Source organism: Lentzea rhizosphaerae, assembly GCF_042649515.1.
GTDB classification, from domain to species: domain Bacteria; phylum Actinomycetota; class Actinomycetes; order Mycobacteriales; family Pseudonocardiaceae; genus Lentzea; species Lentzea aerocolonigenes.
The window spans coordinates 1-19,442 of record NZ_JBHRZI010000011.1 but is presented as its reverse complement, the minus strand read 5'-3'; the positions used below and the strand labels follow the sequence as shown (position 1 = coordinate 19,442).

The window sequence follows — 19,442 nt, the reverse complement described above, 5'->3', positions numbered from 1 at the left end:
AAGATGAGTGGTGTGTCCACGCGAATCGTATTGGTGCGTCATGCGGAGTCCGTCTGGCCGGCGCTCGGAGTGCCGGACCACGACGAGCGGCCGCTCACGGAGAACGGCCTGGCGGCAGCATCGTCGTTGGTCCCTCGGCTCGCCGCGTACGCGCCGACGGCGGTGCTGTCGAGCCCGCAGCTCAGGGCGGTGCAGACGGTCGCGCCGACCGCTGATGCCATCGGGCTGGACGTGATCACCTGGCCGGAGCTGCGCGAGTGGGAGTCGGGGCTGCTGCCGAGCGCGGACTGGGAGACGTCGTACGCGCACAGCTGGGCGCACCCGCAGTTCGCGCACGGCGACGGGGAGAGCCTGGACGAGCTGACCGTGCGGGCCGGGAAAGCGTTGGTGCGCATGGCCGCCGAGTACCCGGACGCGACCGTGGTGGTGGGGTCGCACGGGACGTTCCTGTCGCGGGCGTTGATCGCGGCGGGGCATCACGCGGATTGGGAGTCGTGCCGCGCGATGCCGATGCCGGCGATCTACGAGGTCACGCGCTGACCAGCGAGGACCGAAATTGTCGGTGCCGGATGGGAGAATGAAAGCAGGGGACCCCTGGGAGGGGACCCCTGCGTGAGCTTGCGTGGTCAGGCCTTCTTCGCGGGCTGCGGGCGCGTGATTTTGGCCGTTGGGCCGTCGACCTGAGGCTTCTCGGCCGGCTTGCCCGGTGCCGCAGGGCTGGCCTGCGGGGCCGCGGGCTGTGCGGCAGCCGGGGCCGGAGCGGCCTGCGCGGGAGCCTTGGCCGGTGCAGCAGGAGCCTGGGCCGCAGGAGCCGGAGCAGCCTGGGCAGTAGGAGCGGCCTGACCTGCCTGAGCCGCCTGACCTGCCTGCGCCTGCGCCGGTACCGGCGCAGCACCCTCAGCCGGAGCCGCGGCGGGCTCCTTCTCCTCCTCCACCGGGTCGAGCAGCGGCACGACCTCCTGCAACGCCGTCCGCACGTTGTGCAGCTGGTGAGACAGGCGGTTGCGCAGGTTGCGGAGCTGGTCGACGCGCTGCGTGGCGGCGGTGGTCCGGCGGTTGGCTTCCTCGGTCGCCTCGCGCACGCGGCGGTTCGACTCGTCGGTCGCCTCCTGGATGCGCGCGGTGGCCTCGGTGATCGAGTCGTGGCGGCGGCGGTTGGCCTCTTCGGTGGCCTCGCGCACGCGGCGTTCGGCTTCGGCCTTCGACGAAGACTGTTCGGCAGCGATCGCGGCACGGACGCGTGCGGCTTCCTCTGCGGCCTCGCGGACGCGGCGGTCCGCCTCGGCCTTGGAGGTGGCTTCCTGCGTGGCCAGCGTTGCCATGGCCTCGGAGCGACGGGCCGCCATCGCAATCTCGAAGTCCTCCTCGACGGTCACGCGGCGCTTCTCGGACTCGTCGGCGATCTTGCGGGCGGCGGACTCCGCCTCGGAGACGATCTTCTCGGCCTCGGCGCGGGCGGTCTCCAGAACGCCCTTGTGCTCGGCCTCCATGGCAGCGCGGCGCTCGTCGAGCTCGGCGATGAGCTTCTCGTAGCGCTGGCGCAGCACACCCGCGTCGGCTTCCGCCTTGGCGCGGATGTGCCCGCCCTCCGCTTCGGCACGGGCCTTGATCTCGTTGGCCTCGTCCTGGGCCAGCCGCAGCATGCGCTGGAGACGCTCGGAGAGCCCCTCCAGCGTCGTCGGCGGCAGCGACAGGCGCTCCACCTGGTTGCGCAGCTCGGTCATCTCGTGCCGGGCGGCTTCCAGCTGGCGCGCGAGGTCGGACGTCTGGGACACGGCGGCATCGCGGTCCGCGGCGAGCAGCCGCAGGTCCGAGTCGAGGCGTTCGAGGTGATCCTCGACCTGAGCGCGGTCGTACCCGCGCTTGACGATGTCGAAGCCGGATCCCAGTGGGACGAGGTCACGGTCGTCGGCGAGGCCCATGCCCCTCACGCTACCCGTTCGGGTAACCCCAGAAGGTCACACACCCCGGAATCGATTGATAGCTGTGAGGTGCTTCGCGCGCATCTCGTGATCGAGAACACCCAGACCCTCTTCCGGGGCAAGGCACAGCACGCCGACCTTGCCCTGGTGGGCATTCCGGTGCACGTCGAAAGCCGCCTGGCCCGTTTCGTCCATTGAGTACACCTTGGACACTGTCGGGTGGATCTTTCCCTTTGCGATCAAGCGGTTCGCCTCCCACGCCTCGCGGTAGTTCGCGAAGTGCGAGGAGATGATCGACTTCAGGTTCATCCACAGGTAGCGGTTGTCGTACTGGTGCATGTACCCGGAGGTCGACGCGCACGTCACGATCTTGCCGCCCTTGCGCGTCACGAACACCGACGCGCCGAACGTCTCACGGCCGGGGTGCTCGAACACGATGTCCGGGTCCTCGCCGCCGGTCAGCTCGCGGATCTTCGCACCGAACCGCTTCCACTCGCGCGGGTCCTGCTCCTGCTCGTTCTTCCAGAACTTGTAGCCCTCCGCGGAACGGTCGATGATCAGTTCGGCACCCATGGAACGAACGATCTCCGCCTTCTCCGGCGAAGACACGACGCAGATGGGAGTAGCGCCACCGTTCAGCGCGAACTGCGTGGCGTACGAACCCAAGCCCCCGGACGCGCCCCAGATCAGGACCGTGTCGCCCTGCTTCATGTTGCCGCCGTTGGTCGACACCAGCTGCCGGTACGCGGTGGAGTTGACCAGACCGGGGGAGGCGGCCTCCTCCCACGTGAGGTGCTTCGGCATCGGCATCAGCTGGTTCGACTTCACCAGCGCGAGGTCCGCGAGGCCGCCGAAGTTCGTCTCGAAGCCCCAGATCCGCTGCTGCGGGTCGAGCATCGTGTCGTTGTGGCCGTCCGGCGCCTCCAGCGGCACGTCCAGGCAGTGCGCGACCACGCGGTCGCCCGGCTTCCACGCCGTGACGCCGGGACCGACGCGCACGACGACACCGGCCAGGTCGGAGCCCACGACGTGGTACGGCAGGTCGTGGCGGCCGCCCAGCTTCTTGAGGAACCCGAACGTGGACACCGGCTCGAAGATCGAGGTCCACACGGTGTTGTAGTTGATCGCGGACGCCATGACGGCGACCAGAGCCTCACCCGGGCCGAGCTCGGGCGTGGCGACCTCGTCGACGTGCAGCGACTTGCGCGGGTCCTTGTCCCGCGTCTCGAGGCCCGAGAACATGTCGGCCTCGTCCGCGTGCACGGTCACGCCCCGATAGCTCTCCGGAACGTCCAAGGAACCGATCGCGTCCAGCTCGTCGGCCAGGATCGCGTCAAGGATCTTCTGCACGGCGGCATTCCTTCCCAAGTGAGGGATAGTCGCAGGTTGCCGGAGGTTACTCAGGAGTAACCGATTCAGAATCCTGCTTGTGAGGGATTCCACTCGGAAGAGTTGACCGGGCGGCCAACCAAGGAGGAGCATCGAAGGTGTCCGAGAAGGAGGAGGTGTGTGGAGATGACCAAGGCGTGGACCAGGTGGCAGGACTGGGCCGAGGTGGCTATCGGCGTTCTGGTGCTGCTCTCTCCGCTCGTCGTGGACACCTCGAACGCGGCCATGTGGACGATGATCGTGCTCGGCGCGCTCATCGCGATCGACGGACTCGTCGACCTCGCCATGCCCGCGATGATCTACGGGGAGTACGTGCAGATGGTGCTCGGAGCACTGCTGTTCATCTCGCCGTGGGTGATGAGCTACACCGACATGACGGCGGCCTCGTGGGTCTCCTGGGTCGGTGGCGTTCTCACCGTTGCCGCGGGGGCGCTGGCGATGCCCGCCGCGAACGCCGCGCACTCCGCTGCGGCGCAACCGCACTGATCAACCGAAACCAGTGGGCCCAAGAGCTTCTTGGGCCCACACCCTGCTGTGTGGGAGGAACGCGTGGAGGATTCGGCCAAGGAGCGCATCCTGGCCGCGGCCGAGGAGCTGTTCGCCGACTCGGGCTTCGACGCCACCCCGACCTCGCGGATCGCCGAACGCGCCGGCGTGCCCAAGGGCCTGGTGCACTACTACTTCAACCGCAAGAAGGACCTGCTCGCCGCACTGGTCGCGCGGCTGCCGGACAGCACGGTCGACCACCGCAGGGTGGTCGTGGCCGGGGACATCGCCGAGTCGCTCAGAAGGCTCGTCGCGGCACTCGACGCGCGCCTGAACGCGTCACCGCTGCTGTCGCACCTGCTGTGGCGTGAAGCGGATACGCATTCGGCAGTCCGCGACGCCATGCAGGCGCGCTACGACAACGTCGCGGCGCAGATCAAACAGGTCATCCTCGCCGCGGGCGGTGCGGCGGTGGCGATCAAGGACGTCGAAGCGGCCGCGGCCCTCCTCGCGCTGGCCGTGAGCTACCGGCACTCGGTCGCACGGCACAGCGACGAGGAGGATCCGATCGACGAAGAACTGAACTTCGTCGCTAGTGCGCTGATCCAGCGGCAGGCTCGACCAGCTCGATGAGAACACCGCCCGCGTCCTTGGGGTGCACGAAGTTGACGCGGCTGTTCGACGTGCCGCGCTTGGCGTTGTCGTAGAGCAGTCGCAGGCCCTTGGCCCGCAGCGCGTCCGCCGCGACGTCCACATCGGACACCCGGTAGGCGAGCTGCTGCAGGCCGGGGCCGGAACGGCCGATGAACTTGGCGATCGTGGAGTTCTCGTTCAGCGGCGCCAGCAGCTGGATCGCGGTGCCGCCGTGGTCGCCGGGCGCGTGCAGCATGGCCTCACGCACGCCCTGCTCCTCGTTCACCTCTTCGTGGGCCACCTCGAGGCCGAAGTTGTCGCGGTAGAACGCGATGGCGACGTCGAGGTCGGGCACCGCGATGCCCACGTGGTCGATCGCGGTCACGAATCGAGCGATGTCTGCGTTCATGGCGGGAAAGTGTAACCACGTGATCGGTGCAGGTGCTTCTGTGCGTGGTCTCACACGATTACCGCCCGGTAGCCGCAGGTATGGTGCTTAGTTAACGACCGTTCGCTCTTCCATGGAGGCAGCTGTGTCCGGTTCCGTCATCGTCGCCGGGGCGCGCACCCCGATGGGGCGACTGCTCGGATCGCTCAAGGATTTCTCCGGCGCCCAGCTCGGCGGCGTCGCGATCAAGGCGGCACTGGAACGCGCGGGCGTGGCCCCCGAGCAGGTGCAGTACGTGATCATGGGTCAGGTGCTCACCGCCGGTGCGGGCCAGATTCCCGCCCGCCAGGCCGCGGTGGCCGCGGGCATTCCGATGAGCGTGCCCGCGCTGACCATCAACAAGGTGTGTCTCTCCGGCATCGACGCCATCGCGCTCGCCGACCAGCTCATCCGCGCGGGTGAGTTCGACGTCGTCGTCGCCGGTGGCCAGGAGTCGATGACCCAGGCGCCGCACCTGCTGCCCAAGTCGCGCGGCGGGTTCAAGTACGGCGACGTGACGATGGTCGACCACATGGCGCACGACGGCCTGTTCTGCGCGTTCGACCAGGTCGCGATGGGCGTCTCGACCGAGAAGTACAACGGCCGCTACGGCGTCACCCGCGAGGAGCAGGACGCGTTCTCCGCGCGTTCGCACCAGCTCGCCGCGAAGGCCGCCGGGAACGGTGTGTTCGACGCCGAGATCGCGCCGGTCGCCATCCCGCAGCGCAAGGGCGACCCGATCCAGTTCAGCACGGACGAGGGCGTGCGTGCCGACACGACCGCCGACTCGCTCGGCAAGCTGCGCCCGGCGTTCTCCGCGGACGGCACGATCACCGCGGGTTCGGCGTCGCAGATCTCCGACGGTGCGGCCGCGGTCGTCGTGATGAGCAAGGCCAAGGCCGAGGAACTGGGCCTGGAGTGGATCGCGGAGATCGGCGCCCACGGCGTCGTCGCCGGTCCGGACGCCTCGCTGCACGAGCAGCCGTCCAACGCCATCAAGGCCGCCTGCGCCAAGGAGGGCATCGAGCCCGCCGACCTCGACCTGGTCGAGATCAACGAGGCGTTCGCGGCGGTCGGCATCGTCTCGACGCGTCAGCTCGGCATCTCCGAGGACAAGGTCAACGTCAACGGCGGCGCGATCGCGCTCGGCCACCCGATCGGCATGTCCGGCGCCCGCATCGCCCTGCACCTCGCTCTCGAGCTGCAGCGGCGCGGCGGCGGCGTGGGTGCTGCCGCTCTGTGCGGTGGTGGTGGTCAGGGCGACGCTCTGATCATCCGCGTGCCGAAGAAGGCCTAGTGTCATTGGCCGTGGCCGAAGCTGTTGACGTAGCAGGACTGGTCGACCGCGCGCGTGACGGCGAACCGCGCGCGGTCGCCAGGCTGATCTCCCTGGTGGAGCAGGGGAGTTCCGCACTGCCGGAGGTGGCCGCGGCGCTCGCCCCGCACACCGGGAACGCCCAGGTCGTCGGCATCACCGGCGCTCCGGGCGTCGGCAAGTCGACCTCCACGAACGCCCTGGTGCGGGCTTTCCGCGAACAGGGCAGAAGAGTCGCCGTGATCGCCGTCGACCCGTCCAGCCCGTTCTCCGGCGGGGCACTGCTGGGCGACCGGGTGCGGATGGGCGACCACGCGACCGACCCCGGGGTCTTCATCCGCTCCATGGCCACGCGCGGGCACCTCGGCGGCCTGTCCTGGGCCACCCCGCAGGCGTTGCGCGTGCTCGACGCCGCCGGGTTCGACGTGATCCTCGTGGAGACGGTCGGCGTCGGTCAGTCCGAGGTCGAGATCGTCGCGCTCGCCGACACCACGCTGGTGCTGCTCGCGCCGGGCATGGGCGACGGCATCCAGGCGGCCAAGGCCGGAATTCTGGAGATCGCGGACGTCTTCGTGGTCAACAAGGCCGACCGCGACGGCGCGGACCAGACCGCCCGCGACCTCAAGTACATGATCTCGCTGGGCCGGCGCGACCGGGAGGGGCCGCTGTGGCGCCCGCCCGTCGTCAAGACCGTGGCCGCGCGCATGGAGGGCCTGGACCGCGTGGTCGAGGCGATCACCGAGCACCAGGAGTGGATGGCCTCGCACGGCGAGCTCGAGGAGCGCCGGCTGCGGCGCGCGGGCGCCGAGATCGAGGCGATCGCGGTCGAACGGGTGCGCACCCGGTTCGGGCCGGTCGACGAGCTGGCCAAGCGCGTCGTCGAGGGTGAGCTGGACCCGTTCGCCGCGGCCGAGCAGTTGATCAGCGGTAACCTGCGGCCATGACCGCTTGGGGAGCACCTCCACCTGTTGTCATCGACCTCGGCAAGAGCGACACCCGCAAAGTCCTGCTCGGCGGCTCCGTCGCCGGTGTGCTGGGCATCCTCGCCCTGATCGGCGCGGTCACCGCGTTCGCCGACGGCGAGCCGGTCGGCGGGAGCATCGCGGCCGTCATCGGCGTCGCGTTCACGGGCATCGGCGTGATGGCCGTGGTGAAGTGGAAGACGATCTCCCGCCCGCGCAAGCTGATCATCGAACAGCAGGGCGTTCGCCTGGACGACCCGCAGGGCGCGCCGTGGGCGGTCGGCTGGCAGGAGCTGGGCGCCATCTCGATCTCGCGCACCCAGGAACGCGCTGTTCAGCTCGCAGACGCCCTGGTCAGGCGCACTCTCGTCCGTCTCGACCTGCACCCGCGCGACCCGCAGCGGTTCCGGCCGGCGCACCCGACGATGGAGCCGTTGTGGGAGTTCCACCGCGTGCAGAACGGGTACCGCCTGCCTCTGGGCGACTCGGCCGGTTTCATCGCCCCCATGGACCACGGCCTTCGCACGTTCGCGCCGCAGATCTACCGCGGGGTGATCGACGAGGGGTTCAGCGTCGGCCTCCACTGACCGCACGCGGGGCCCCGGCGTTCCCCACAAGGTAACGCGGGGCTCCCGCGTTCCTTGATAAGTGAGACTGCCCTCTACTCTGAGTAGCTATGGTTATCACCGTTTGCGGTGATAGGGCTCCCGTTGACTACTGAGAGAAGTTACCCTCAGTCGTTCGTACGGTGTCGCTTCCATCCTCGTAAGGGGGAAGCCGTGGGCGGCAATGTGAGCACAGAACAGCGTGTGCTGGATGTGGTGCTGTCATTTGCCGAGTACGACACCCTGCCTGACCTGCTGCGCCACGTGGTGGAGTCGGCGTGCGAACTGATCGAGGCCCCCAACGGCGCGCTCGCCGTCATCGACGGCCACCGCGAGCTGCTCGAGTTCACCGCCCAGGACGGGCAGGCCCACATCACCTCGGGGGATCCACGCTCGATCGGCGTAGCGGACTTCCTGGGCGCGCCGATCAAGGTCCACGACGAGACGTTCGGCAACCTCTTCCTGACCGGCAAGGCGGAGTTCTCGGACCGGGACCGCGACGTCCTCACGGCGCTGGCCACGGCGGCCGGCTCGGCCGTCGGGCACCTCGACCGCTACGAGCAGACGCGCAAGCGTGAGGTGTGGCTGCGCGCTGCCGCTGACGTGACCACCGACCTGTTGACCGGCACGAACGGTCGTGACGCGCTCTACCTGGTGGCGCAGACGGCACGCAGGACCGCGGGCGCCGACTTCACCGCGGTCGTGCTGCCCGACCACAACGGCGACCTCGTCATCGAGGTGACCGACGGCGGCTCCTACGACGCCGAGGGCATGCGGGTGCCGAGGGAAGGCACGGTCAGCTACCGGGTCTACGAGTCCGGCCAGGCCGAGTGCCACGACGAGGGCACGGTGCCGATGGTGCAGGGGCCCTGCGCCGTCGTGCCGCTGACCGTCGGCGACCGCACGATCGGCGTGCTGATCGTCGCGAGACCCGTGGGCGCGCCGAGCTTCGACGACCCGGAGCTCATCGAGGCGTTCGCCGCCCAGGCCGCGCTCGTCCTGGAGTTCACGAGAGCCCAGGGCGACACCGAGCGGCTGGCGGTGCTGGAGGAACGCGACCGCATCGCACGGGATCTGCACGACCTGGTCATCCAGCGGCTGTTCGGGCTCGGGCTCGGGCTGCAGGGGCTGACCGGGATGAGCATCAAACCCCAGCTCGTCGGACGGATCAGCGGGTTCGTGGAGGAGGTCGACCACACGATCCGCGAGATCCGCAGAACCATCTTCTCCCTGCAGGAACCGCCGTCCGGTGGCACGAGCCTGCGCGGGCAGCTGCTCAACGCGGTGCACGAGTCCGCGCGGCTGCTGGGCTTCGAGCCGGACGTGTCGCTGGAGGGGCCGCTGGACACGGTCGTGCCGGACCAGCTCCGGCCCGACCTGCTGGCCACGCTGCGAGAGGCGCTGACGAACGTCGTGCGCCACGCCAGAGCGAAGCACGTCGCCGTCGCCGTGAGCGTCAACCGGACGATGACCCGGCTGGAGCTGACGGTCAAGGACGACGGCCGGGGCTTGCCGTTCTCTGACGATTGCGCCGGCGTGCCCCATCACGCGGGCGGACTCGCGAACATGGCGGCTCGGGCGCGGCGGCACCACGGCGACTGCGCGGTGGACTCGATCCCCGGCGCGGGCGTGAGCATCACCTGGTTCGTTCCGCTGGTGCTGCAGGAGGCGACATGGCGATAGCGGTGCTTTTGGTGGACGACCACGAGATCGTCCGGCGAGGGCTGGTGCAGTTGCTGGCGCAGGCCGACGACATCCTCGTGGTGGGACAGGCGGACAGCGCGGCGGCCGCGGTGGCCCAGGCCCCGCGGCTGAAACCCGACGTGGCGATCATCGACGTCCGGCTGCCCGACGGCGACGGCGTCACGGTGTGCCGGGAGATCAGGAGCCTGGTGCAGCCGCCGCCCGCGTGCCTGATGCTCACGTCCTATTCGGACGACGAGGCGTTGTTCGGCGCGATCATGGCGGGCGCGTCCGGGTACATGCTGAAAGAGGTCTCCGGCAACGACCTCGTGGCCGCCGTCCGCACGCTCGCCTCCGGTGGCTCGTTGCTGCACGCGGGTGTCACGGCGACCGTGCTGCAACGGTTGCGCGGTGGCCCTGAGGAGGACCCGCGCTACGCCGCGCTGAGCCCGCAGGAACGCAGGATCCTCGACCTCATCGCCGAGGGCATGACGAACCGGCAGATCGCGAACCGGCTGTTCCTCGCGGAGAAGACCGTGAAGAACTACGTGTCGTCGTTGCTGCACAAGCTCGGCTTCGACCGGCGCACCGAGGCGGGGGTCTACGCGGCCAGACGCAGACGCACCCACCCCGGCACCTTCTAACCGATCACCAACCGAGCTGGACCGCGAGGTTCCGCGCCTGCTCCAGCACACCGGCCCGCTGCGCACCCGGTTCGGGCAGCGGCACGCCGGGACACGACAGGTCACCCGCCGGCGTCACGCGGTCGACGAGGTAACGCTCGACCACGTCGTTGACGCACGGGTTGTCGAACCCGTAGATCCCGTGGTCACCCTCGTCCTTCACGGTCAGCATCCGCGAGCCCGCGAACCCGGCGTGCGCCCTGCGCGCACCCTCGATCGGCGTCGCGGCGTCCCGCTCGGACTGCACCATCAACGTCGGCGCGACGCCGATTCCGTTGGGGTGCTTGAGGTTCACGTTCGGCCGGTCCCAGAACGCGCAGGGGCCCATGATCTGGTAGTACCCCAGCAGCGGCCACTTGGCGCCGTCCTGGGCGGCGTCGCGTTCCAGGTACCTGCGGTCGCCGCGGAACTTGGTGTCGTTGCAGAGGATGGTGTTCAGCGTGGCCGTCTGCGCGTCCGGGTAGCTCGCCTGCGCCTTCAGCTGCGCGGGCACCGCACCGGCCAGCTCCGCCAGCTTCCGCGCGGCGCCGTCGAACGCGTACTTGCTGTACTGGCCCTGGGCGAGCACGAGGTCCAGCGTGACCGGGTAGTACGTGCCGTCCGGCAGGGTGACGGGCTGTTCCGCGAGCTTCTTGCGCGTCCGCTCGTAGGTCTGCCGCACCTCTTCCCCGGTCTTGCCGAGGTGGTAGACGTCGTCGTGCTGGGCGACCCAAGGTGCGAAGTCGACGCGAAACCGCCGCTCGAAGCCCATGCCGAAGTCGCCGAACACCGTCTGCCACGGCGCGGTGAACTCGGTGTTCGAGTCGAGGACGATCTTGTCGAGCGTCTTCGGGAAGTACGTGGCGTAGTAGGCGCCCATCCAGCTGCCGCCGGAGTAGCCGAGCCAGTCGACCTTCTTGCGCCCCAGCACCTGGCGCAGCAGGTCGAGGTCCTTCACGGTCTGCTCGGTCGTGACGAACTTGCCGAACTCGCCGGACTTGGTCTGGCAGAACTTCGCCTGCAGCTCCATGCTGCCGTAGAGCAGGTCCAGGTTGGCCTTGCTGCGGTCGCGCGGGTCGGTCGCGCCCAGCGCGTCGAACCCGCCGCAGGTGATGTTGCTGCTGGCGCCCGTGCCGCGCACATCGATGCCGTAGATCTCGGCGTTCTCGCTGAGCTTCGGCCGGCTCAGGTAGATCAACGGCAGCGTGCGCCCCTCACCACCGGGTCCGCCGGGATTGGTGAAGACCGCGGTCTTCGCCTTGCCGTTCAACGGAACCGTACGGCTCACCGCGATCGTGATGGTCTTGCCGTTGCCCGGGTTGTTCCAGTCCATCGGTGCGGTGAAGTTGCCGCATTCCAGGCGTTCCGCACCGGGCGGGAAACCCGGCGGTACCGGGTCGAAGCACCTCTGCCACTTGATCTCCTGCGTGGCGAACGCGCTCGCCTGGGCCTGGGCCTGCGGTGCGATGAGCAGTGACGTCGCCGTCACGACGGCGAGTGTCGCCGCGATGTTCTTGCGATGCATGTGTTTCCCCCTTACCAACCGAGCTGGGTGGCGATCTGGCGCGCCTTCGCGATCGGGTTGCCCGCGGCCTGTCCGGGCTCCGGGAGCGGAATTCCGGGGCACGTCAGGTCCTTCGCCGGCGGCACACCGTCGACGAGGTAGCGTTCGACGATGTCGTTGACACAGCTGTTGTTCAGCCCGTAGATGCCGTGGTCACCTTCGTTCTCGACGGTGAGCAGGACCGAGTTCCGGAAGTTCCGGTGCGCCCGCTGCGCGCCTTCCAGCGGCGTCGCCGGGTCGCGCACCGACTGCACCATCAACGTCGGCGCGACACCGATTCCGGTGGGCTGCTTGAGGTTCACGTTCGGCCGGTCCCAGAACGCGCAGGGACCCATGACCTGGTAGTAGCCGAACAGCGGCCACTTCGCGCCGTCCCGCACCGCGTCGCGTTCCAGGTACTTGCGGCCGCCCTGGAAAGGCGTGTCGTTGCACAGGATGTTGTACAGCGTGCCCGTCGAGGCGTCCGGGTAGCTCGCCTGCGCCTTGAGCTGAGCTGGTGTCACACCGGCCAGCTCGGCGAGCTTCCGCGCCGCGCCGTCGAAGGAATCCTTGCTGTAGAGCGATCCGCGCAGCACGAAGTCGAGCGCGACCTGGTTGTACGTGCCCTCCGGCAACGTCACGGGCTGCTCGGCGAGCTTCGCGCGGGTCCGTTCGTAGACCTGGCGAACCTCCTCACCCGTCTTGCCGAGGTGGTAGACGTTGTCGTACTTCGCCACCCACGGCAGGAAGTCGACGCGGAACCGGCGTTCGAAGCCCATGCCCCAGTCGTCGAACACGGGCTGCCACGGCCCGGTGAACGCGGCGTTGGAGTCCAGCACGATCCGGTCGAGCGTCTTCGGGAAGTAGGTGGCGTAGTAGGCGCCCATCCAGCTGCCGCCGGAGTAGCCGAGCCAGCTCACCTTCTTCTTGCCGAGCAGCTGGCGCAGCAGGTCGAGGTCGCGGACTGTCTGCTCGGTGGTGATGTACCTGCCGAGCTCGCCGGACTTGGTCTGGCAGAACTTCGCGTGCAGTTCCATGCCGCCGTAGAGCAGGTCGAGGTTGGCCTTGCTGCGGTCACGCGGGTCGGTCGAGCCGAGCGTGTCGAACAGCCCGCACGTGACGTTGCTGCTCGCGCCGGTGCCGCGCGGGTCGATGCCGATGATCTCGGCGTTCTCGCTGAGCTTCGGACGGTCGAGGTAGACCAGCGGCAGCGAACGCCCTTCACCGCCGGGGCCACCGGGGTTGGTGAAGACCGTCGACTTCGCCTTGCCGCTCTTGGGCGTGAGCCGGCTGACCGCGATGGTGACGGTCTTGCCGTTGCCCGGGTTGTGCCAGTCCATGGGTGCGGTGAAGCTGCCGCACTCCAACCGTTCCGCGCCCGGCGGGAGGCCGGGTGGCGGTGCGTCGAAGCACTTCTGCCAGTTGATGGTCTGGGTCGCTGCCTGCGCGGGTGTCGCGATCATGAGCGACGTGACGGTGACGGCGGCTAGTGCTGCCGCGATTCTCCTGCGGTGCATTCGGATCCCCCTCCGATGAGCTCCTAGCTCATCGCGTTCGGGGGTGCGCGAACATCGGCCTAAGGATGGCAACCGGGTACAACTTGGGTCTTACGCCGACCCGGGCAAACCCTGATGACGTTCGTCATACAACGGATGAACGGCGCTTTCGTCCACGTGAGGTGGACGAAAGCGCCGTTCATGGGTGATCAACAGGACTGCTTGTAGAAGTACTTCGAGTTGGCCGACGCGTCGTCCTTCGTGATCGCGACGAGGTCCGTCTCGATGTTGCGCTTGGTCTCCTTGCCGCCGATCGCGGCGAGTGCCTGCTCGACACCCTGCTTGCCGATCGTCGCCGGGTCCTGCGCGATCAACGCCTGCACGGAACCCGACTGCAGGTCCTGCACCTGCTTCGGCGAGGCGTCGAACCCGACCAGGTTCACCGCACCGGTCTTGCCCGCGTTGCGCAGGCCGGTCGCCGCACCCTCACCGGTGTTCAGGTTGGTCGCGAACACACCGATCAGATCGGGGTTCGCGGCCAGGGTCGCGGTCACCTTCGAGGCCGCGGTGGCGGGCTCGTTGTCGGTGTACTGCTGGCCGATGTACTTGAGGTTCGGGAAGTTCTTGATGGCGTCCTCGAAGCCCTTGGCGCGGGCGTCGGTCGTGGACGTGCCGGCCTTGGTGTTCAGCACCAGCACCGAACCGGACTTGCCGGCCGCGAGCTTGTTGAGCGTTTCGGCGGCGAGCTTGCCGCCCTGCTCGTTGTTGGACGAGATGGAGGACAGGGCGATCGAGGTGTCCTGGAGCTTGGTGTCGACCTCGACGACCTTGATGCCAGCGTCCTTGAGCTGCTTCATCGGACCGGCCATGGCCTTGTCGTCGGTCGGCGCGATCAGGACGGCGGCGGGCTTGGACGCCAGGACGCCCGTGACGATCGGGGTCTGCTGGGCCGCGTCGAACTTGGCGGGCGCCTGGGTGTCGAACTCGTAGCCCGCCGCCTTGGCCGCCTCCTCGAAACCGCACTGCATCGAGATGTAGAACGGTTCCGCCGTGATGCCGGGGATCAGCACCAGCTTCTTGTTCGCGGCCGAGTTGCCCGAACCCGAGTCACCAATCTGCCCACCTCCGCCACATGCGGCGAGGAGGATTGCGGCTGAGACAGCCACTGCGGAGCGGATCTTCATTGGTCCAGCACCTTTCCTAACGTTGGTTGCGCGCCCGCCGCCGTGTCTGGTCGAGCCAGACGGCGGCCACCAGCACGATCGCGACGGCGATCGGCTGCCAGAACTCCTTGACCCCGATGATCACGAGGCCCTTCTCCAACACCGCCGGGATGAACACGCCGAAGACCGTGCCCAGCACCGAACCCGTACCGCCGAAGATGCTGGTGCCACCCAGGACGACGGCGGCGATCGCGTTCAGGTTGTCCGTCTCGTGGCCGGTGACGACCGCGACGCGGAAGAACGCGTTGCCCATGAACCCCGCGAGACCCGCGAGGGTGCCCGCGAGCAGGTACACCTTCGTGAGGTGGCCGCGCACCGAGATGCCGACGCGCCGGGCCGCCTCCTCGTTCGAACCGACCGCGTAGGTGTAGCGGCCGAAACGCGTGGTGGACAACAGAAGCGCGCCGAGAGCGGTGACGATCGCGGCCACGATCACGATGTTCGGGATGCCGAACCACGTGCCGGAACCGAAGGTGCGGTTCAGCCTGTCCGGGATGCCGGACACGTTGGAACCGTTGTTCAGCAACAGGGCCGCGCCCTGCGCCGCGCCGAACGAACCCAGGGTCACGATCAGCGGCGGGATCTTCGCACGCGAGATCAACAGACCGTTGAGCAGACCCCACACCGCGCCGCTGACGACCGCGACCAGCAGGCCGAACGCGATCACGCCCCAGCCGGCGTTCGTCGCGTCACCGCCGGACACGGAGTTCATCGCCATCGCGGAGCTCACGCTCGCGAACACCAGTACCGAACCGACCGACAGGTCGATGCCGGACGTGATGATCACGAACGTCATGCCGACCGAGAGCACCAGCAGCACAGCGGTTTCCGCGAGCAGGAACTGCAGCGTGGTCACCTGGAAGATCGCGTCCGGGCGGATCGCGCCGAACACCGCGACCAGAACCAGCAGCACCAGGCCGATCCACAGCGTGTTCGCACCGGTCAGACGCTTCAGCAACGGGGTGCGCTGTTCGTCCGCTGGAGATGACAACGTTGTCTTCTCATTGGTCATCACGCCGCATCCTCCTGCGACAGTGCGCCGGTCATCGCGCCGACGAGCTCTTCGACGGTGGTGTCCGCGGCTTTGAACCGGGCCACGCGGCGGCCGAGGCGCAGCACCTCGACGCGGTCGGAGACCGACAGGACCTCCGGCATGTTGTGCGAGATCAGCACCACGGCGATGCCCTCGTCGCGCACGCGCTTGATCACGTCCAGCACGCGTTCCCGTTGCACCACACCGAGTGCGGCCGTCGGCTCGTCCATGAACACGAGCTTCGACGCCCACGCGACGGACCGCGCGACCGCGACGGACTGCCGTTGACCACCGGACAGCGCCGCGATCGGCACGTCGATGCTCTGCAACGCCGCGCCGAACCTGGTGAAGTGCTCGGCCGCCTTCCGGCGCATCGCCTTCTTGTCGAGCACTCCGAAGAAGCCGAGGACGCCCGGCTTGAGGATCTCCCTGCCCAGGTACATGTTCGCGGCCGGGTCGAGGTCCGGCGCGACCGCGAGGTCCTGGAACACCGTCTCGATGCCGCGGTCGCGGGCGTCGTTGGGGGAGTTGAGCGTGAGGGGCTTGCCGTCGAACAGCAGCGTGCCGCTGGTCGGCTGCTCCACCCCGGAGAGGCACTTCACCAGGGTGGACTTGCCCGCGCCGTTGTCGCCGATCAGCGACACGACCTCACCGGGATGAGCGGTGAACGAGGCACCGCGGAGGGCTTCCACGGTGCCGTAGTTCTTCGTGAGGTCACGAGCCTCCAGCAACGGCTCGCTCATGGCTTCACATCCTCCACTGTGGACAGTACGGGCGGTCGGCAGCGGATCGCCACCAGGTCACCGGTCAGCCCCAGCTCGCCGGCCGCGTGCGGCACGACGACGGTGCTGCCCTTGCGGACCTCCAGCTCACCGAGCTGGCCGGAACCCTCCAGCACCACCAGCACGGCGAACGAGGGCTCCAGCGCGAAGGAGCCCTCCACGTGCAGGCGGTCGGCCTGGAAGAACGGGTCGGCGTCGCGGCCGAGCAGATCGACCGACGGCGCCCACTTCTCGGACGTCTGGTGCACCAGCTCGTCGAGCCTGCCGCCCCAGCCGTGCCGGTCGACGCAGTCCAGCGCGACGTCGTAGCCGAGGCCGAGGTGACCGATGTCGGCGTTGGCGAGGAAACCCTGCCACTCCAGCGTCACCGAGAAGTCCGTGGGCTGCTGCAGTTCGACGATGAAGACGCCCTCTCCGATCGCGTGCGGCACACCGGCGGGCACGAAGACCGTGTCGCCGGGCCGGACGCAGACGGGGTTCAGCGCGTCGAGCATCGCCTTCGTGTCCTGCGTGTCCACCCACTCGGCGACTGCTTCGGCCGGCACGTCGTCGCGGAATCCGATGTAGACGGTCGGGTTCGCGCCGGTGGTGCCGACGACGATCCACGCCTCCGTCTTGCCGTGGCGGCAGTTCAGGTGCGAGGACGCGAAAGCGTTCGACGGGTGGCAGTGCACCGGCAGGCGCTGGCCCGCGTCGAGCAGCTTCACGAGCAACGCCGTGTCGGCACCGAACTTCGCCGCGTGGTCCGCGCCGAGCCAGCCCATCGGGTCCGCCTCCACGGCGTCGCGGAGGAGCACGCCGTTCGGCAACGTTGTCAGCCCGGCATCGGTGCGCCCGTACAGCGTCGTCGTCGAGGCCACCCAGTCCTCGGGTCCGAAGTCGCCGCTCGTGCCACCCCGCAACGCGGCGATCGCCTCGCCGCCGCGGTAGAACTGCTTCGGCTGGTTCGCCGGCAGGCTGACAGGCTGGTGGAGCACACCAGAACTCACGCGTGGACCTCCCCGGATCCTCGTGGCACCAAGCGCACCGGCAGCACGACGCGGCGCGGTGGTGAGTTGTCGCCGTCAAGTCGGGCGAACAACAAATCGGTGGCCGCCTTGCCGAGCGCGCTCGCGTCGTGCGCGATCACGGTCACCGGCGGCGACAGCAGGTCGGCGAGCTCGAAGTCGTCAAAACCCACCAGCGCGGGCCGTTCCGCGACACCGGCGAGCGTCCGCAGGATGTGCACGGTGATGCGGTTGTTGCCCGCCACGATCGCCGTCGCGGGCTCACGCAGGTGCTGCAACCGCTTCAACGTGGTCGCCACACTGCCCTCGTCGTGCGGCCCCATCGCCACGAGCTCCTCGTGGTACCCGACGCCCGCCCGCACACACCCCTCGCGATACCCGCGCAACCGCTCGTTGGCGGTGAAGATGTCCGGCGCGTCACCGAGGAACGCGATGCGGCGATGCCCGTGCGCGGCCAGGTGCGTGACGGCCTCGACCGTCCCACCGATGTTGTCCACCAGCACGGTGTCGGCCACGACGTCACCCGCGGGCCGGTCCAGGAACACCACAGGCGTACCCGCGCGCATCTCGGGAACCAGATAGCTGTGCTGCAGCCCGGCAGGCACGATCAGCAACCCGTCGACCCTGCGACTGCAGAACTCGAGCGCGAGCTCTCTCTCGCGGCCAGGATCCTCGTCCGACGACCCGGAGATCACCTGTCTGCCCCTGAGCCTGGCGATTTCCTCGACAGCGCGGGTCACGCCGGAGTAGAACGGGTTGCCGACGTCCTCCAGCACCAGCCCGATCGTGCCGGTGGACGACCCGCGGCGCAGGTTGCGAGCACTCAGGTTCCGCCGGAACCCGAGCTGGTCGATGGCCGCCAGCACGCGCTCGGCGGTCGAGGGGTGCACGCCCGGCTCGTCGTTCACCACGCGCGAGACGGTCTTGATGCTCACGCCCGCCAGCCGTGCGACGTCGTTCATCGTCGCGCGACGGACCTTGCGCTGACCGGCAACCGGTCCGCTGGGGGACAACGTTGTCATAGTGGCCGTATCTCACCCCGCCTTTACGCCCTTGTCAACTGTTTCGGTACCGGTCAAGCAGGGTGTGGTTCCCTCGCTTGGTGTCCGGAGACGGGCGGGTGCTGGGCCGGGTCTTGGCCACTGCTGTGTGCGCGTTGCGGCGAGTTGGTGCCGGACAGCGTTGTCAAGGATTGGAGGGTGTGGGGATCTGTCGTGCCGCAGCGTGGGTTTGGGGTGGTTCGGCGTGGGTTCCAGCGGGGTGGTCACCTGCCGTTGCCATGTCACCTTGCGTTGGTGGTCGCATTGGGCCGTATGACGAACCGGGTCATTTCATCGCCGCTTCGCGACGATTGCGATTGGGGCTTGACTTCGGGGCCCTTGCGAGGCGCTCATCGGCCTTGAAAAGCCGGGCATAAGGAGCCCGGCCGATCCAACCAGCGTAGCACCTCGCTCCCAAAGTCAAGCCCCAATCGCAAGCGTGCGTGGTCGCGTTTGCTGTTCGGCTTCCGTCATTACCGCTTGCCTGCGTTGGGATTGCCCGATTCGGCTCGGCTTCACCCTCGCCGCTTGCCTGCGGCTTCGCGGATCACGTCGCTCGGCTGGCCGGTTCACCCTATCGTGTTCCACTTTGCTCGTTATCTAGTTGTGATCTTGCGGTAGATTAGAACACGTGATCGAAACCCGCCTCCTCCCCACCGACGAGCTGCTCCGCAGTGTCGTCAGCAAAGTGACGGAGATTCGGGTGCGCGAGAACGAGATGATGCAGGAAATCGCCGAGCTCGAACGGCGCGGAGCCGCCAGCGAGCTCGGCTACAAGGATTTGGCTCAGGTGTTGCGGCACGCGGTCCGCTGGGATCTCACCACCGCCAAGAAATGGGTCACCACCGCCGCGCGGCTCAGTGGAGCGATCACCCCGACCGGCAGTGAACTCCAGCCCGAACTACCCGTCACTGCCGAGGCGGTGGCCGAGGGCGCGTTGTCGATCGAGCACGTCGCCGTGGTCGCCAAGGCCATGGAAACGCTGCCCGCCGAAGCCGAAGCGCCCTTGGTCGACTACGCCCGCGACCACGAACCCAACGAAGTGCGCAAGTTCGGCGAAGACCTGCTCTACCGCCTCTACCAGAACGACCCGGAACCCGGTGACACCGAGCCCGCGCCGCCCGGCAACGAACACATCATGCGGTGGAAGAACGGACGGCTGGAGATCCGCGCCAAGCTGGACAAGGTCACCGGCGCCAAGTACGAGGCACTGATCGACCCCTTGGCCAAGCCC

19 protein-coding genes are annotated in these 19,442 nt (G+C 68.4%); 9 read left to right on the top strand and 10 right to left on the bottom strand.

From position 1 onward, the window contains the following. Positions 1-12 precede the first annotated feature (12 nt). Positions 13-540, top strand: a complete 528-nt coding sequence (locus tag ACFOWZ_RS07450) for a histidine phosphatase family protein (RefSeq protein ID WP_382370509.1) — start codon at positions 13-15, stop codon at positions 538-540. Between the two features lie 86 nt (positions 541-626). Here ACFOWZ_RS07450 and ACFOWZ_RS07445 read toward each other — a convergent pair whose 3' ends face one another. Both ACFOWZ_RS07445 and ccrA read right to left on the bottom strand, forming a co-directional pair. Then, complete coding sequence (locus ACFOWZ_RS07445; protein ID WP_382370507.1) at positions 627-1,922, bottom strand: chromosome segregation protein; 1,296 nt, start codon at positions 1,920-1,922, stop codon at positions 627-629. A 36-nt stretch (positions 1,923-1,958) separates the two neighbouring features. Beyond that, positions 1,959-3,272, bottom strand: a complete 1,314-nt coding sequence (gene ccrA / locus ACFOWZ_RS07440) for a crotonyl-CoA carboxylase/reductase (RefSeq protein ID WP_382370505.1) — start codon at positions 3,270-3,272, stop codon at positions 1,959-1,961. 165 nt (positions 3,273-3,437) lie between these two features. Between ccrA and ACFOWZ_RS07435 the strand changes: the two genes are divergently transcribed. After that, positions 3,438-3,797, top strand: coding sequence for an SPW repeat domain-containing protein (locus tag ACFOWZ_RS07435; RefSeq protein WP_382370503.1), 360 nt, complete (start codon positions 3,438-3,440; stop codon positions 3,795-3,797). A 63-nt stretch (positions 3,798-3,860) separates the two neighbouring features. After that, positions 3,861-4,430, top strand: coding sequence for a TetR/AcrR family transcriptional regulator (locus ACFOWZ_RS07430; protein WP_382370501.1), 570 nt, complete (start codon positions 3,861-3,863; stop codon positions 4,428-4,430). Here ACFOWZ_RS07430 and mce read toward each other — a convergent pair. Further along, positions 4,390-4,839: a methylmalonyl-CoA epimerase gene (mce, locus tag ACFOWZ_RS07425; protein WP_382370499.1), complete on the bottom strand. Its 450-nt coding sequence runs from the start codon at positions 4,837-4,839 to the stop codon at positions 4,390-4,392. The genes ACFOWZ_RS07430 and mce overlap by 41 nt on opposite strands. Before the next feature lie 124 nt (positions 4,840-4,963). Here mce and ACFOWZ_RS07420 point away from each other — a divergent pair, with 124 nt between their 5' ends. The 5 genes from ACFOWZ_RS07420 (at position 4,964) to ACFOWZ_RS07400 (ending at position 10,066) form a co-directional block, all read left to right on the top strand. After that, positions 4,964-6,154 carry an acetyl-CoA C-acetyltransferase gene (locus ACFOWZ_RS07420; RefSeq protein WP_382370497.1) on the top strand — a complete coding sequence of 397 codons (1,191 nt, stop codon included), beginning with the start codon at positions 4,964-4,966 and terminating at the stop codon, positions 6,152-6,154. Positions 6,155-6,165: 11 nt separating this feature from the next. Beyond that, complete coding sequence (gene meaB, locus ACFOWZ_RS07415; RefSeq protein ID WP_382370495.1) at positions 6,166-7,116, top strand: methylmalonyl Co-A mutase-associated GTPase MeaB; 951 nt, start codon at positions 6,166-6,168, stop codon at positions 7,114-7,116. Next, a complete protein-coding gene (locus tag ACFOWZ_RS07410) occupies positions 7,113-7,721 on the top strand; it encodes a hypothetical protein (protein WP_382370493.1) in 609 nt (202 codons plus the stop codon). The genes meaB and ACFOWZ_RS07410 overlap by 4 nt, the downstream gene beginning before the upstream one ends. Positions 7,722-7,925: 204 nt before the next feature. After that, positions 7,926-9,422: a sensor histidine kinase gene (locus ACFOWZ_RS07405; RefSeq protein WP_382370491.1), complete on the top strand. Its 1,497-nt coding sequence runs from the start codon at positions 7,926-7,928 to the stop codon at positions 9,420-9,422. Beyond that, entirely contained in the window at positions 9,413-10,066 is a 654-nt protein-coding gene (locus ACFOWZ_RS07400; RefSeq protein ID WP_382370489.1) for a response regulator, read from the top strand. Before ACFOWZ_RS07405 ends, ACFOWZ_RS07400 begins: the two co-directional genes overlap by 10 nt. Positions 10,067-10,070: 4 nt before the next feature. Here the strand turns inward: ACFOWZ_RS07400 and ACFOWZ_RS07395 are convergent, their stop codons facing one another. From ACFOWZ_RS07395 to ACFOWZ_RS07365, 7 genes are all read right to left on the bottom strand, one after another. Continuing rightward, positions 10,071-11,609, bottom strand: coding sequence for an alpha/beta hydrolase (locus tag ACFOWZ_RS07395; protein WP_382370487.1), 1,539 nt, complete (start codon positions 11,607-11,609; stop codon positions 10,071-10,073). A gap of 11 nt (positions 11,610-11,620) precedes the next feature. Continuing rightward, positions 11,621-13,144 (bottom strand): alpha/beta hydrolase, encoded by a 1,524-nt coding sequence (locus tag ACFOWZ_RS07390; RefSeq protein WP_382370485.1) that lies wholly within the window; start codon positions 13,142-13,144, stop codon positions 11,621-11,623. 188 nt (positions 13,145-13,332) lie between these two features. Continuing rightward, complete coding sequence (locus ACFOWZ_RS07385) at positions 13,333-14,307, bottom strand: ABC transporter substrate-binding protein (RefSeq protein ID WP_382370483.1); 975 nt, start codon at positions 14,305-14,307, stop codon at positions 13,333-13,335. A gap of 16 nt (positions 14,308-14,323) precedes the next feature. Further along, positions 14,324-15,358 (bottom strand): ABC transporter permease, encoded by a 1,035-nt coding sequence (locus tag ACFOWZ_RS07380; RefSeq protein WP_382370481.1) that lies wholly within the window; start codon positions 15,356-15,358, stop codon positions 14,324-14,326. Continuing rightward, a complete protein-coding gene (locus tag ACFOWZ_RS07375; RefSeq protein ID WP_382370479.1) occupies positions 15,358-16,122 on the bottom strand; it encodes an ATP-binding cassette domain-containing protein in 765 nt (254 codons plus the stop codon). Before ACFOWZ_RS07375 ends, ACFOWZ_RS07380 begins: the two co-directional genes overlap by 1 nt. After that, positions 16,119-17,150 carry a class I mannose-6-phosphate isomerase gene (locus ACFOWZ_RS07370; protein ID WP_382370477.1) on the bottom strand — a complete coding sequence of 344 codons (1,032 nt, stop codon included), beginning with the start codon at positions 17,148-17,150 and terminating at the stop codon, positions 16,119-16,121. Before ACFOWZ_RS07370 ends, ACFOWZ_RS07375 begins: the two co-directional genes overlap by 4 nt. Then, positions 17,147-18,130, bottom strand: a complete 984-nt coding sequence (locus tag ACFOWZ_RS07365; protein WP_030473665.1) for a LacI family DNA-binding transcriptional regulator — start codon at positions 18,128-18,130, stop codon at positions 17,147-17,149. Before ACFOWZ_RS07365 ends, ACFOWZ_RS07370 begins: the two co-directional genes overlap by 4 nt. Before the next feature lie 709 nt (positions 18,131-18,839). Between ACFOWZ_RS07365 and ACFOWZ_RS07360 the strand changes: the two genes are divergently transcribed. After that, positions 18,840-19,442 (top strand): DUF222 domain-containing protein (locus ACFOWZ_RS07360; RefSeq protein ID WP_382370475.1); only part of this gene is annotated, 603 nt, incomplete at its 3' end.

Excerpts from the sequence above, each read along its gene's own strand:
- ACFOWZ_RS07385 (WP_382370483.1), bottom strand. The coding sequence starts at position 14,307 with ATGAAGATCCGCTCCGCAGTGGCTGTCTCAGCCGCAATCCTCCTCGCC.
- ACFOWZ_RS07435 (WP_382370503.1), top strand. The coding sequence starts at position 3,438 with ATGACCAAGGCGTGGACCAGGTGGCAGGACTGGGCCGAGGTGGCTATC.
- ACFOWZ_RS07375 (WP_382370479.1), bottom strand. The coding sequence starts at position 16,122 with ATGAGCGAGCCGTTGCTGGAGGCTCGTGACCTCACGAAGAACTACGGC.
- ACFOWZ_RS07395 (WP_382370487.1), bottom strand. The coding sequence starts at position 11,609 with ATGCATCGCAAGAACATCGCGGCGACACTCGCCGTCGTGACGGCGACG.
- ACFOWZ_RS07365 (WP_030473665.1), bottom strand. The coding sequence starts at position 18,130 with ATGAACGACGTCGCACGGCTGGCGGGCGTGAGCATCAAGACCGTCTCG.
- ACFOWZ_RS07410 (WP_382370493.1), top strand. The coding sequence starts at position 7,113 with ATGACCGCTTGGGGAGCACCTCCACCTGTTGTCATCGACCTCGGCAAG.
- ACFOWZ_RS07445 (WP_382370507.1), bottom strand. The coding sequence starts at position 1,922 with ATGGGCCTCGCCGACGACCGTGACCTCGTCCCACTGGGATCCGGCTTC.
- ACFOWZ_RS07400 (WP_382370489.1), top strand. The coding sequence starts at position 9,413 with ATGGCGATAGCGGTGCTTTTGGTGGACGACCACGAGATCGTCCGGCGA.
- ACFOWZ_RS07390 (WP_382370485.1), bottom strand. The coding sequence starts at position 13,144 with ATGCACCGCAGGAGAATCGCGGCAGCACTAGCCGCCGTCACCGTCACG.
- ACFOWZ_RS07380 (WP_382370481.1), bottom strand. The coding sequence starts at position 15,358 with ATGACCAATGAGAAGACAACGTTGTCATCTCCAGCGGACGAACAGCGC.
- mce (WP_382370499.1), bottom strand. The coding sequence starts at position 4,839 with ATGAACGCAGACATCGCTCGATTCGTGACCGCGATCGACCACGTGGGC.